Source organism: Mesorhizobium sp. B2-5-13 (assembly GCF_006440535.1).
Classification (GTDB): Bacteria; Pseudomonadota; Alphaproteobacteria; order Rhizobiales; family Rhizobiaceae; genus Mesorhizobium; species Mesorhizobium salmacidum.
Map to the genome: position 1 here is coordinate 491,725 of NZ_VFUI01000001.1, position 12,094 is coordinate 503,818.

10 protein-coding genes are annotated in these 12,094 nt (G+C 63.5%); 5 read left to right on the forward strand and 5 right to left on the reverse strand.

Annotation, left to right across the window (positions count from 1 at the left end):
• Positions 1-123: 123 nt before the first annotated feature.
• Entirely contained in the window at positions 124-1,506 is a 1,383-nt protein-coding gene (locus FJ434_RS02505) for an RNB domain-containing ribonuclease (protein WP_140749642.1), read from the forward strand.
• On the opposite strand, the gene murI is transcribed toward FJ434_RS02505, so the two are convergent.
• Both murI and FJ434_RS02515 read right to left on the reverse strand, forming a co-directional pair.
• The gene (murI, locus tag FJ434_RS02510; protein ID WP_140749639.1) at positions 1,450-2,319 is read right to left on the reverse strand and encodes a glutamate racemase; all 870 of its coding nucleotides are present in this window, start codon (positions 2,317-2,319) and stop codon (positions 1,450-1,452) included. The genes FJ434_RS02505 and murI overlap by 57 nt on opposite strands.
• A complete protein-coding gene (locus FJ434_RS02515; protein ID WP_140749636.1) occupies positions 2,312-3,235 on the reverse strand; it encodes an RNA methyltransferase in 924 nt (307 codons plus the stop codon). Before FJ434_RS02515 ends, murI begins: the two co-directional genes overlap by 8 nt.
• A gap of 213 nt (positions 3,236-3,448) precedes the next feature.
• On the opposite strand from FJ434_RS02515, the gene FJ434_RS02520 reads away from it, so the two are divergent.
• Together FJ434_RS02520 and FJ434_RS02525 are read left to right on the forward strand one after the other, a co-directional pair.
• Positions 3,449-4,660, forward strand: a complete 1,212-nt coding sequence (locus tag FJ434_RS02520) for an NADP-dependent isocitrate dehydrogenase (protein ID WP_027143667.1) — start codon at positions 3,449-3,451, stop codon at positions 4,658-4,660.
• 80 nt (positions 4,661-4,740) lie between these two features.
• Positions 4,741-5,367: a glutathione S-transferase family protein gene (locus FJ434_RS02525; RefSeq protein ID WP_140749633.1), complete on the forward strand. Its 627-nt coding sequence runs from the start codon at positions 4,741-4,743 to the stop codon at positions 5,365-5,367.
• A 64-nt stretch (positions 5,368-5,431) separates the two neighbouring features.
• On the opposite strand, the gene alaS is transcribed toward FJ434_RS02525, so the two are convergent.
• Positions 5,432-8,098 (reverse strand): alanine--tRNA ligase, encoded by a 2,667-nt coding sequence (gene alaS / locus FJ434_RS02530; RefSeq protein WP_140749630.1) that lies wholly within the window; start codon positions 8,096-8,098, stop codon positions 5,432-5,434.
• A gap of 271 nt (positions 8,099-8,369) precedes the next feature.
• Positions 8,370-9,470: a recombinase RecA gene (gene recA, locus FJ434_RS02535; RefSeq protein WP_013895892.1), complete on the reverse strand. Its 1,101-nt coding sequence runs from the start codon at positions 9,468-9,470 to the stop codon at positions 8,370-8,372.
• 302 nt (positions 9,471-9,772) lie between these two features.
• On the opposite strand from recA, the gene FJ434_RS02540 reads away from it, so the two are divergent.
• Both FJ434_RS02540 and FJ434_RS02545 read left to right on the forward strand, forming a co-directional pair.
• Complete coding sequence (locus tag FJ434_RS02540; RefSeq protein ID WP_140749627.1) at positions 9,773-10,717, forward strand: carbohydrate kinase family protein; 945 nt, start codon at positions 9,773-9,775, stop codon at positions 10,715-10,717.
• Positions 10,718-10,774: 57 nt separating this feature from the next.
• Positions 10,775-11,692, forward strand: coding sequence for a pseudouridine-5'-phosphate glycosidase (locus tag FJ434_RS02545; protein ID WP_140749624.1), 918 nt, complete (start codon positions 10,775-10,777; stop codon positions 11,690-11,692).
• Between the two features lies 1 nt (position 11,693).
• On the opposite strand, the gene FJ434_RS02550 is transcribed toward FJ434_RS02545, so the two are convergent.
• On the reverse strand, positions 11,694-12,017 hold the full coding sequence (locus FJ434_RS02550) for a TfoX/Sxy family protein (protein WP_140715105.1): 324 nt from the start codon (positions 12,015-12,017) through the stop codon (positions 11,694-11,696).
• Positions 12,018-12,094 lie beyond the last annotated feature (77 nt).

The window sequence follows — 12,094 nt, forward strand, 5'->3', positions numbered from 1 at the left end:
CGCTTCGGCGGCGGTTCCAGCGCCAGTGGCCCATTCCGGTCCGCTCGGTGCCAGCCGGTGGCCGGCCTTGGCGATTTTCGTTGGTACCTTCCCGTGTCCGGAACCCCAGTGTAGGACGGCTGAATGAAATCCCTGACCGATCCCTCACAGGCTCTCTCCACCGGCCTGGCGAAAATCCGCACCGAATTACACGTACCGGATGGATTTCCGGCTGATGTAGTTGCCGCGGCGGAGGCGGCGGCCAAACGCGTGCCCGACCAGCATGCCGATCGAAGGGCGATGCCCTTCGTCACGCTCGATCCGGCTGCCTCCACCGATCTCGATCAGGCGTTCTCGATCGAGGCGAGCGGTGGTGATCTTCTGCTGCATTATGCCATTGCCGACGTGGCCTGGTTCGTCGAGGACGGCGACGCGGTGGATCTCGAAGCCTGGACGCGGGGCGAGACACTTTACTTGCCGGACGGCAAGGCCGGACTCTACCCGCCGGTGATTGCCGAGGGTGCGGCAAGCCTGTTGCCGGATGGACCCCGTCCAGCTGTTATCTTCACGGTCCGGATTGCGCAGGACGGTGCAACGAAGTTGGACGGTGCGGAGCGGGCAATCATTCAAAGCCGCGCCAAGCTCGCCTACGACAGCGTGAAGGCTTCCGACGTTCCGGCCGGCTTTGCCGAAATGGCGTTGCGCATGGCAAAGAACGAACAGCGTCGCGGGGCTTCCCGCGTCGACCCACCCGAGCAGGAGGTGGAAAGGCTTGCCGATGGCACATACCGGCTTTCGTTCAGACCGCTGCTGCAATCCGAGCAGGACAACGCAGCACTTTCGCTGGCCGCCAACATGGCGATTGCCGATGCCATGCTTGCGCACCACACCGGCTTGTTCCGGGTGATGTCGGGGCCGGATGCTTTCAAGGTTCAAAGATTGCGCAACGCGGCACAGGCTCTCGGACTGTCCTGGCCGGCCTCCACCGGTTTGCGAGACTATCAGCGAACCCTCGATCCGACCGATCCGCGACAAGCAGCACTGATGCTGGAAATCCGCCATGCAAGCCCCGGCGCGTCTTATCAAGCCTATCACGACGGCGTTGTCCCATGGCATGAGGCCATGGCTGCGACCTATGCCCATGCAACGGCACCACTCCGACGGCTTGCCGATCGCTATGTCGTGCGCTGCGCGCTAGCCATCGCCAACGGCCAGCCCGTGCCCCAGGCTGTCACCGACGCGTTCGCCAGATTGCCGAAGGCTATGGGGCGTGCGGATAGCCGCGCTTCGCAGATCAACCATGCAGCCATCGACCTTGCCGAGGCAATAATGCTCAGGGGACGCGAGGGGGAGATTTTCAAAGCCGTCGTCACCGACTTCGTCGACCATGGCGTGCGTGTTCAGCTTGCCGACATGCCTGTCGTCGCCACCGTAAAGGCCTCCGGCCTCAGACAGGGCGACGGTCTGACGCTAAGGCTGGTCCTGGCCGATCCGGATCAACGCAGCATCGTCTTCGAACCTGTTTGAATGGCGGGCAGGTCCGCCACTGTCTAAGTGCACGGTCAGCCCAAAGCCCTGCATAAGGCGGCTGACGGCGAAATCCGCCTTGCCCGAGGTGAAGACCGCGATATCGGGCTCGCCTTGCGGCAGCGCCCCATCGATGGGCGGCAGCAGCGAAAGGACGCGCCGTGCGATCGCCTCGGCCGGATCGATCCAGTCGACCGGCCAGGGCGCCGTCTTGCGCATGCGGTTGACCAGAAAGGGATAGTGCGTGCAGGCCAGCACAACGATATCGGTGCGCATGCCGTCGCGCTCGATGAAGCACGGCGCGATCTCGGCGCGCACGGCCTCCTCGTCGACGAAGCCCTCGCGCATGTAGGCTTCGGACAGACCCGCCAGCCGGTCGCTGCCGACCAGGCGGACATGGCATTTCTGCGCCCATTTGGCGATCAGGTCGCGCGTGTACTGGCGCTTTACCGTGCCCGGGGTCGCCAACACCGAGACCAGGCCCGAGCGCGTGCGCTCGGCCGCCGGCTTGACCGCCGGCACCGTGCCGACGAAGGGATGGCCGGGAAAGGTATCGCGCAGCGCATCGATCACCAGCGTCGAGGCGGTGTTGCAGGCAATGACCGAAAGGGCCGGCGCAAACCGGTCGAGCAGTCTGGCGAACAGCTCCAGTATATGGGCCCGCAGCGCCGGCTCTTCCCAGGCGCCAAAGGGAAAGGCGGCATCGTCGGCGACATAGATGAAGCGACGGTCGGGCATCAGCACGCGCGCCTCGCGCACCACGGTGAGCCCGCCGACGCCGGAATCGAACATCAGGATCGGCTGGTCAGTCATTGTCGGTTCCCTTGCCGCCGAACGGCGGCGTGTCCGCGTCGTCGCCATTAGCGTCCGGCACCACCCGGCCAGCAGCCTCCGCCTTGCGGGCGCGCGCGGCGGCCGCGGGCAAACGCCTCGGATCATCGCCCGGCGACCCATCGCCGCGCGGCATCGCCGGTGAGAACCGGTCTAGTGACGAGATGATGCCGCGCAACACCTTGAGCTCCGGTTCGGCAAAGCCGGCGCGCGTCAGCACGGCGCGCAGATTGTCGACCATTTTCGGCTTCTTCGGCGCCGGTCGGAAATAGCCGCGCGCCTCCAATGCGCCTTCCAGATAGGCGAACAGGCCGTGCAATTCTTCCTTGCTTGCAGGCTTCATCTCCGGCCCCGCAAAGTTTGTCCTGGTCTCGTCCTCCAGGCCCGACTTCATCCACTCATAGGACATCAGCAAGGCCGCCTGGGCGATGTTGAGCGAGGAGAAGTCGGGATCGACCGGGAAAGTGACGATCTCGTCGGCGAGGCCAACCTCGTCATTGTAGAGACCGAAGCGTTCGCGTCCGAACAGGATGCCGGTGCGTTGTCCCATTTCGTATCGGGCACGCAGCATCCTGCCTGCTTCCACCGGGCCGCGCACGGATTTGAAGCCGTCGCGCTGCCTGGCGGTGGTGGCGAAGACGAAGTTCAGGTCGGCGAGCGCCGTGGCCAGGTCGTCAAAAACCTTGACGGCATCAATGACATGGTCGGCACGGCTGGCGGCGGCGCGCGCCTTCTCGCTCGGCCAGCCGTCGCGCGGGTTGACTAGGCGCAGCTCCGAAAGTCCGAAATTGGCCATGGCGCGGGCGATCATGCCGATGTTCTCGCCAAGCTGCGGCTCGACCAGAATGATCGCCGGGCAGGCGGCTGCGGGGTTAGCGGAATCTTTGGTAATGGGCATGATTGTCAATGAACTGCTGTTTGCGGCATTTCAGCGTCCCCTGCCATATTCGACCGGGAAAATGAAGCATTCGCAAATGGCAGCGGTCACGGCCTCGCATTCGTGACCGATCGCCGTTTGCGTGGCCAAAAGCGCTTTGATATACGGGCGGCATCCCCGGCCAACGCCACGCGGGCAAGGCCGTCCCATTCCCAGCAACGAGGCATTCTTTCCATGGCGAAGATCAAGGTGGCGAACCCGGTCGTCGAACTCGACGGCGACGAGATGACCCGCATCATCTGGCAGTTCATCAAGGACAAGCTGATCCACCCTTATCTCGACCTCAAGCTTGAATATTACGACCTCGGCATCGAGCACCGCGACGCCACCAACGACCAGGTGACGATCGATTCGGCCAACGCCATCAAGAAATACGGCGTCGGCGTGAAATGCGCGACCATTACCCCCGACGAGCAGCGCGTCGAGGAATTCAAGCTGAAGAAGATGTGGAAATCGCCCAATGGCACCATCCGCAATATTTTGGGCGGCACCATCTTCCGCGAGCCGATCATCATGAAGAACGTGCCGCGCCTGGTGCCCGGCTGGACCAAGCCGATCATCGTCGGCCGTCACGCCTTCGGCGACCAGTATCGCGCCACCGATTTCCGCTTCCCCGGCAAGGGCAAGCTGACGATCAAATTCGTCGGCGAGGATGGCCAGGTGATCGAGCATGACGTGTACGATGCGCCCGGCGCCGGTGTCGCCATGGCCATGTACAATCTAGACGAGTCGATCCGCGAATTTGCCCGGGCGTCGCTGAACTACGGCCTGCTGCGCAACTATCCGGTCTACCTGTCGACCAAGAACACCATCCTCAAGGCCTATGACGGCCGCTTCAAGGACATATTCCAGGAGGTCTACGAGGCTGAATTCGAGGCCGAGTTCAAGTCAAAGAAACTTTGGTACGAGCACCGCCTGATCGACGACATGGTGGCGTCGAGCCTGAAATGGTCGGGCGGCTATGTCTGGGCCTGCAAGAACTATGACGGCGACGTTCAGTCCGACACCGTTGCGCAGGGTTTTGGGTCGCTCGGCCTGATGACCTCGGTGCTGATGACGCCGGATGGCAAGACCGTCGAAGCCGAAGCCGCGCACGGCACTGTCACCCGCCACTATCGCCAGCATCAGAAGGGCGAGGAAACCTCGACCAATTCGATCGCCTCGATCTTCGCCTGGACACGGGGCCTGGCGCACCGCGCCAAGCTCGACGACAACGCCGAACTGAAGCGTTTTTCCGAGACCCTGGAAAAGGTCTGCATCCAGACCGTCGAGAGCGGTTTTATGACCAAGGACCTGTCGCTTTTGATTGGCCCCGACCAGCCTTGGTTGTCGACCACCGGCTTCCTCGACAAGATCGACGAGAATTTGCAGAAGGCGATGGCGTAGGCACCCGCAGTTCCAAATGCCGAAGGCTCCGAAAGGAGCGTTCGGTTTTTTGGGGCCGGCGAAAGCAAAGGGCTGACAGCGTGACCAAGCCAATCCTCTATGGCGCGGACTACAGTGTGTATGTGCGCATCGCGCGGATGGCGCTGGCGGAGAAAGGCATCGACTGCGAGCTGGTGCCGCTCGACATCTTCGCCTCCGAGGGGGTCCCGGCTTGGTATCTCGAACACCATCCGTTCGGCCGCATTCCGGCCCTCGAGCACGACGGGTTCCGCCTCTTCGAGACCAGCGCGATCGCTCGCTATGTCGACGAGGCCTTCGATGGGCCGGCGCTGCAGCCTGCCGATGCGCGCGGCCGCGCCAGGATGGGCCAGATCGTCGGCATGCTCGACGCCTATGCCTATCGGGCGATGGTCTGGGACGTCGCTGTCGAGCGGCTGGAAAAAGAAGCTCCCGACGAGGCGCTGATCGCCGACGGGCAGCGGCAAGCCGAAACAGTGCTCAGGGTGCTGACCTCGCTGAAGGCACAAGGGCCATGGCTGCTTGGCGACCAGCTGACGTTGGCCGACCTGCATGCGGCGCCGATGATCGGCTATTTCGTCAGGGTTGCCGAAGGACGCGACTTGCTGGCGCGGTTTGCGGGTATCCGGGACTGGCATGCGCGTGTCTCGGTGCGTGCAAGCTTTGCGCGCACCGACACGGTTAGTTGACAAGGATTGAGATGGCTTCGGGGCGGCGCCCCTCCCAACCGTCGTAATAAGTCCAATCCGACGCTTACGCTGCCTCGAGCGCCGCCCTCACTGCCGCGATCGCATCATCGGCCTTCGACGCGTCCGGTCCGCCGGCCTGGGCCATGTCGGGACGGCCGCCGCCGCCCTGCCCGCCCAATGCGGCGGAGGCGACGCGCACCAAGTCGACGGCGCTGAAGCGGTTGACGAGATCATCGGTGACGGCGACCACGACGCTCGCCTTGTTGTCCTCGCCAGCGCCAACGAACACGACGACGCCAGAGCCCAACGAAGTCTTGCCGGCGTCGGCCAGCGGCTTCAAATCCTTCGGCGAGACGCCGGAAACCGCCTTGCCGAGGAAGCCGACGCCAGCGACGATCTCGTTGGCGGCCGGGGCATCGGCAGGCGACCCGCCGCCCAGCGCCAGCTTCTTGCGCGCTTCGGCCAGGTCCTTCTCGAGCTTCTTGCGCTCTTCGAGCAGCGCTTCGACGCGCGCTGGCACATCCGCCGGCGAGATCTTCAGCGTGGCAGCGGCCGCCTTCAGCCGCCTGTCCTGCTCGTCGAGATGTTTTCGCGCGGCTTCGCCTGTCAGCGCCTCGATGCGGCGCACGCCTGCGGCGACCGCGCCGTCCGAAACGATGCGCACCAAGCCGATATCGCCGGTCGCCCTGACATGCGTGCCGCCACAAAGCTCGACCGAATAAGGCCGGTTGGCCTTAGCGCCATGAACGCCCGTGCCCATCGAGACGACGCGCACCTCGTCACCATACTTCTCGCCGAACAGCGCCATCGCGCCCTCAGCAATGGCGTCGTCGACCGTCATCAGGCGCGTGGTCACCGGGCCGTTCTGCACGACGATCTCGTTGGCCATGCGCTCGACCTCTTCGAGCTCCTGCGGAGAGATCGGCTTGTTGTGCGAGATATCGAAACGCAGGCGCTCGGGCGCGACCAGCGAGCCTTTTTGAGCGACATGGGTGCCCAGCACCTCGCGCAACGCCTCGTGGATCAGGTGCGTCGCGGAGTGGTTGGCGCGCAGTCTGGAGCGCCTGGCGTGATCGACCTTCAGTTCGACCGCGGCACCCGTCTTGACCGTGCCTGCGATCACCTTGCCGAGATGCACAAACAGACCATCGGCCTTCTTCTGCGTATCGGAAATCTCGATCGAGAACCCCTCACCCGAGATTACGCCGGTGTCACCCATCTGGCCGCCGGACTCGCCGTAGAACGGCGTCTGGTTGACGACCACGGCGACCGCATCGCCCTTGCCGGCGCTGTCGACGGTCTTGCCATCCTTGACCAGCGCCTCGATGAGGCCTTCCGCCTGCTCGGTTTCGTAGCCGAGGAATTCGGTGGCGCCGGTTTTTTCGCGCACGGAGAACCAAACCGTTTCGGTGGCGGCCTCGCCGGACCCGGCCCAGTGCTTACGCGCCTCCGCCTTCTGCTGCTCCATCGCATTGGTGAATCCGGCAAGATCGACCGAAATGCTGCGCTGGCGCAGCGCGTCCTGTGTCAGGTCGAGCGGAAAGCCATAGGTGTCGTAGAGCTTGAATGCCGTCTCGCCATCCAGCATGTCGCCGGCGCCGAGCTTCTCCGTCGCCTCGGAGAGCAGCCCAAGGCCACGCACCAGCGTCTTGCGGAACCGTGTCTCCTCGAGTTTCAAGGTCTCGGTAATCATCGTTTCGCCGCGCACCAGTTCCGGATAGGCCTGGCCCATCTCGCGCACCAGCGCCGGCACCAGCTTCCACATCAATGGATCGCGGGCGCCGAGCAGCTGCGCATGGCGCATGGCGCGGCGCATGATGCGACGCAGCACATAGCCGCGGCCTTCATTCGACGGCAGCACGCCGTCGGCGACCAAGAAGGAGGACGAGCGCAGGTGATCGGCAATGACGCGGTAGGAGGAAACCGTTTCCGCATCGGGTGCGCGCCCAAGCGCGGAGGACGCAGCATCGATCAAATGACGGAACAGGTCGGTCTCGAAGATGCTCTCCACCCCCTGCAGGATGGATGCCATGCGCTCCAGGCCCATGCCGGTGTCGATCGACGGGCGCGGCAGGTCGACGCGCTCCTCTTTCGTCACCTGCTCATACTGCATGAACACCAGGTTCCAGAATTCGAGGAAGCGATCGCCGTCTTCCTCGGGACTGCCGGGAGGTCCACCCCAGATGTGCTCGCCACGATCGATGAAGATTTCCGAGCATGGTCCGCAAGGACCGGTGTCGCCCATCGCCCAGAAATTGTCCGAGGTCGGGATGCGGATGATGCGATCGTCGGAGAAACCGGCGATCTTCTTCCAGAAGCCGGCCGCCTCGTCGTCCGTGTGGTAGACGGTGACCAGCAGCTTGTCCTTCTTCAGCCCGAACTCCCTGGTGATGAGGTTCCAGGCAAGCTCGATGGCGCGCTCCTTGAAATAATCGCCGAAGGAGAAATTGCCGAGCATCTCGAAAAAGGTCAGGTGGCGCGCGGTATAGCCGACATTGTCGAGATCGTTGTGCTTGCCGCCGGCGCGAACGCTTTTCTGGGCGGTGGTGGCACGCGAATAGGGCCGCTTCTCCAAACCGGTGAAGACGTTCTTGAACTGCACCATGCCGGCATTGGTGAACATCAATGTCGGATCGTTGCGCGGCACGAGCGGGCTCGAGGCCACGACCTCGTGGCCCTCCTTGCGGAAATAGTCGAGAAATGTCGACCGGATCTCGTTCACGCCACTCATGGATACTGCCTTTTCAAGAGAGCCGCCGGCCGGACCGGCGGGAGATGGCTCTGTGTTTTCTAGAAGATGGAGTTGGCCTTTTAGCCGTAGCTCTTGACCCTGTCCAGAAACACGGAATTGGGCCAATTCGCGCTTTGCACCGGCACTTACGCAGGCACGCAAACGAAAACCGCCGGCGCGAAGGCCGGCGGTTTGGAACACGGTACTACAGAACTCTGTTACTTAAGCATCAGATAATAGGCTGGATTTATGGCCAAACTCTGGCGTTGCCCTACATCGCGCCGGCTTCGTCCTCAAAACCATCATCGCCATTGCCCTCTGAGCCACCGTTTTCGAGGAACTTTTCGGCGATCAACCCGGCATTCTGCCTAAGCGCCAGTTCGATCTCGCGCGCGGTGTCGGGATTGTCGCGCAGGAACAGTTTGGCGTTCTCGCGGCCCTGGCCGAGACGCTGCGAATTATAGGAGAACCAGGCGCCCGACTTCTCGACCACACCGGCCTTGACGCCAAGATCGACCAGTTCGCCGGTCTTGGAGACACCCTCGCCATACATGATGTCGAACTCGACCACCTTGAAGGGCGGCGCCAGCTTGTTCTTGACCACCTTGACGCGGGTCTGGTTGCCCACCACCTCGTCGCGATCCTTGACCGAGCCAATGCGGCGGATGTCGAGACGCACCGAGGCGTAGAATTTCAGCGCGTTGCCGCCGGTCGTCGTCTCGGGCGAACCGAACATGACGCCGATCTTCATGCGGATCTGGTTGATGAAGATGACCATGGTGTTGGAGCGCGAGATCGAGGCGGTCAGCTTGCGCAGCGCCTGGCTCATCAGGCGGGCTTGCAGGCCCGGCAAGGAATCGCCCATCTCGCCCTCGATTTCGGCGCGCGGCGTCAGCGCCGCCACCGAATCGACCACCAGCACGTCGATGGCGCCGGAACGCACCAGCGTATCGCAAATCTCCAGCGCCTGCTCGCCGGTGTCGGGCTGCGAGATCAGCAGGTTTTCAAGATCGACGCCGAGTTTGCGGGCGTAAACCGGATCGAGCGCGTGCTCGGCATCGACGAAGGCGCAGATGCCGCCCTTCTTCTGGGCTTCGGCCACGGTATGCAGGGCCAGCGTCGTCTTGCCCGAGCTTTCCGGCCCGTAGATCTCGATGATACGGCCGCGCGGCAGACCGCCGACGCCGAGCGCGATGTCGAGGCCGAGCGACCCGGTCGGCACCGTTTCGATCTCGACGACCTGCTCGTTGGCGCCGAGCCGCATGATCGAGCCCTTGCCGAAAGCCCGCTCGATTTGCGACAGCGCCGCATCCAGAGCCTTTGATTTGTCCACTGCCTTATCCTCTACCAGCCGCAAAGAATTCTGAGCCATGATACATCACCCTTTGGTCGTCAATGAAGGCCGGACAATCCGTAATCCTTGTCAATTTGTACCTTTTTTGTTCTCATTTGGCAAGGAGTGACAACCAATTGAAAAACAAGCGATATCCTGATTTGTTCTTTTTTTGTCTCGCAAACCCGGGCAGGAACAGGCTCCGCCCGGGCAGGAACAGGCCGCGCATTGGGCCAGACGGCTCGATCGTATCGCCCGGCCGAATCGCCGTCCTGCATGCGAAGCTCTGTCGCGCACTCTAGCGCTTGTGCGGTCCCAACAACAAAGGTCATATCGCCGCCATGGTGGATTCCTTGAAGGTACTGGCCGTGGGCGGTGCCCATATCGACCGGCGTGGCCAGGTGTCCGGCCCCTATGTGCCGGCCGCCTCCAATCCCGGCACGATGCGCGAGGATGTCGGCGGTGGCGTCTTCAATGCGTTGCGCAGCATGGTGCGGCGCGGCCTCTGCGCATCGCTGCTTTCGGTGCGCGGTGGCGATGCGTCAGCCGACACGGTTTCACGGGCCATCGCCGAGGCAGGCATCGCCGATCTTTCGGCGGTGTTCCTCGATCGTGCCACGCCGAGCTACACAGCGCTGATCGATCGCGAGGGCGAATTGATCGTCGGCTTTGCCGACATGGCGCTGTACGACCTGGCTTTTCCCAAGCAGATCAGACGTTCCAAGATACGCCAGGAAGTGGCCGCCGCGGATGCCATCCTGTGCGACGCCAACCTGCCGTCGGCCGCACTGGAGGGGTTGCTGTCGCTCGCCGCCGGCAAACCGGTTTTCGCCATCGCGATTTCGCCGGCCAAGGTGACGCGGCTGATACCGGTGCTCGGCGGGCTGGCCCAACTCTTCATGAACCGACGGGAGGCCGCTGTGCTGGCCGGCGTCAATGCAAGTGTCGGCGAGCAGGAAATGATCGACGGATTGCGGTGCAGCGGCCTTGCCAGCGGCGTGGTCACGGCAGGGAGTGGCCCTGTGCTGGGTTTCGACGGCACGGGCGCCTTTTCGATCCTGCCGCCTGCTCCGAGAAAAGTTGCCGATGTCACCGGCGCCGGCGACGCACTGGCGGGCGCGACGGTCGCGGCACTGCTGCGCGGCCTGCCATTGCGCCAGGCCCTGCGCGAAGGCGTCGCGGCGGCAACGTTGACCATCGAAAGCGCCAATGCGGTGCCCGAATTCACCGCGGCGAGTTTCGCGGAGGCGCTGGCCCTTGTGCCGGATGCCAGGGAAGTGGCATGAGACCGGCAAATTCATAGAGCGCAGTGGATGCGCCGCACTCCGGATTGGAGATCAGAGATGACGCCAGAAACCGCCCGCCCTTTCATCGATATCCACGCACCGGTAGCGCAAGCCCTGGCCGCCGGGCGTCCGGTGGTGGCGCTCGAAAGCACCATCATCACCCATGGCATGCCCTATCCCGACAATGGCGCCATGGCGGCCAATGTCGAGAAGATCATCAGTGACGGCGGCGCGGTGCCGGCGACGATCGCCGTGATTGGCGGCCGCATCAAGATCGGCCTCTCCGACGGCGAGCGCGAATCGCTGGCGATGACGGGTGACGCCATGAAGCTGTCGCGCGCCGATCTCGGCTTCGCCGTCGCGCAAGGCCGCACCGGGGGCACCACGGTCGCAGCGACCATGATCGCGGCTGACATGGTCGGGATAAAAGTATTCGCCACCGGCGGCATCGGCGGCGTGCACAAGGGCGCGGAAAAGAGTTTCGACATCTCGGCCGACCTCGATGAACTGGCGCGCACGCCGGTCATCGTCGTCTCGGCCGGCGCCAAAGCGATCCTCGACATCGAAAAGACGCTGGAAGTGCTGGAGACGCGCGGCGTGCCTGTGGTTGGCCATGGCTGCGAGACGATGCCCGCCTTCTGGTCGCGGCAGTCGCCGTTCCGGGCGCCATTGACCCTGCACAAGCCGGAAGACATCGCGCATTTCTATCAGACGCGCCTGGCTCTGGGTTTGGGCGGCGGCTTGCTGGTTGCCAATCCGGTGCCGGAAAACCACGAAATCCCCGCTGAAGAAATGGCGGGCTACATCGAAGCCGCGCAGAAGGCGGCCGAGGCCCTCAACGTCACCGGCAAGGCGGTAACGCCGTTCCTGCTGGGAAAAATCCTCGAACTCACCGGCGGCCGCAGCCTGAAGACCAACATCGCGCTGGTCGAGAACAATGCAACGCTGGCGGCTGAGATCGCCAAGGCCTTGTAGGTCACTTGCCGGCGCGCCGCCCCGCCTCATAGGCGCGGCGTGCCCAGACCGTCATTTCGTCCGGATCGTCAAAAGCGCTGTCGGGAATGCTCCAGTAGGGCATCGCTACCAGCTTGCCGTGGCGCGTGCCGATATAGGTCCACTGCCGGCAGCCCGCGGCTTCGAAATCCGGTGCGCTTTGCTCGTCCGCCTTCAGCAGCAATTCGCCACGCAGGACAATGGCGACGATGACGCCGTCGAAATAGATGCCCTTGCCGCCGAACAGTTTTCGGATGCTGACCTGACCGAGGCCCTCGAACAGTTCGGCGATGCGTTCATTGTCCATGCCGCGATCATGCCACCGGCATTTGGCCTTGTCATTGCCGCAACCAAAATCATGCTGACAGGTTGAGGCTATCCTGT

Bases quoted from the DNA above. Each gene is read 5' to 3' on its own strand.
- FJ434_RS02505 (WP_140749642.1), top strand. From the start codon at position 124: ATGAAATCCCTGACCGATCCCTCACAGGCTCTCTCCACCGGCCTGGCG.
- murI (WP_140749639.1), bottom strand. From the start codon at position 2,319: ATGACTGACCAGCCGATCCTGATGTTCGATTCCGGCGTCGGCGGGCTC.
- FJ434_RS02515 (WP_140749636.1), bottom strand. From the start codon at position 3,235: ATGCCCATTACCAAAGATTCCGCTAACCCCGCAGCCGCCTGCCCGGCG.
- FJ434_RS02520 (WP_027143667.1), top strand. From the start codon at position 3,449: ATGGCGAAGATCAAGGTGGCGAACCCGGTCGTCGAACTCGACGGCGAC.
- alaS (WP_140749630.1), bottom strand. From the start codon at position 8,098: ATGAGTGGCGTGAACGAGATCCGGTCGACATTTCTCGACTATTTCCGC.
- recA (WP_013895892.1), bottom strand. From the start codon at position 9,470: ATGGCTCAGAATTCTTTGCGGCTGGTAGAGGATAAGGCAGTGGACAAA.
- FJ434_RS02540 (WP_140749627.1), top strand. From the start codon at position 9,773: ATGGTGGATTCCTTGAAGGTACTGGCCGTGGGCGGTGCCCATATCGAC.
- FJ434_RS02545 (WP_140749624.1), top strand. From the start codon at position 10,775: ATGACGCCAGAAACCGCCCGCCCTTTCATCGATATCCACGCACCGGTA.
- FJ434_RS02550 (WP_140715105.1), bottom strand. From the start codon at position 12,017: ATGGACAATGAACGCATCGCCGAACTGTTCGAGGGCCTCGGTCAGGTC.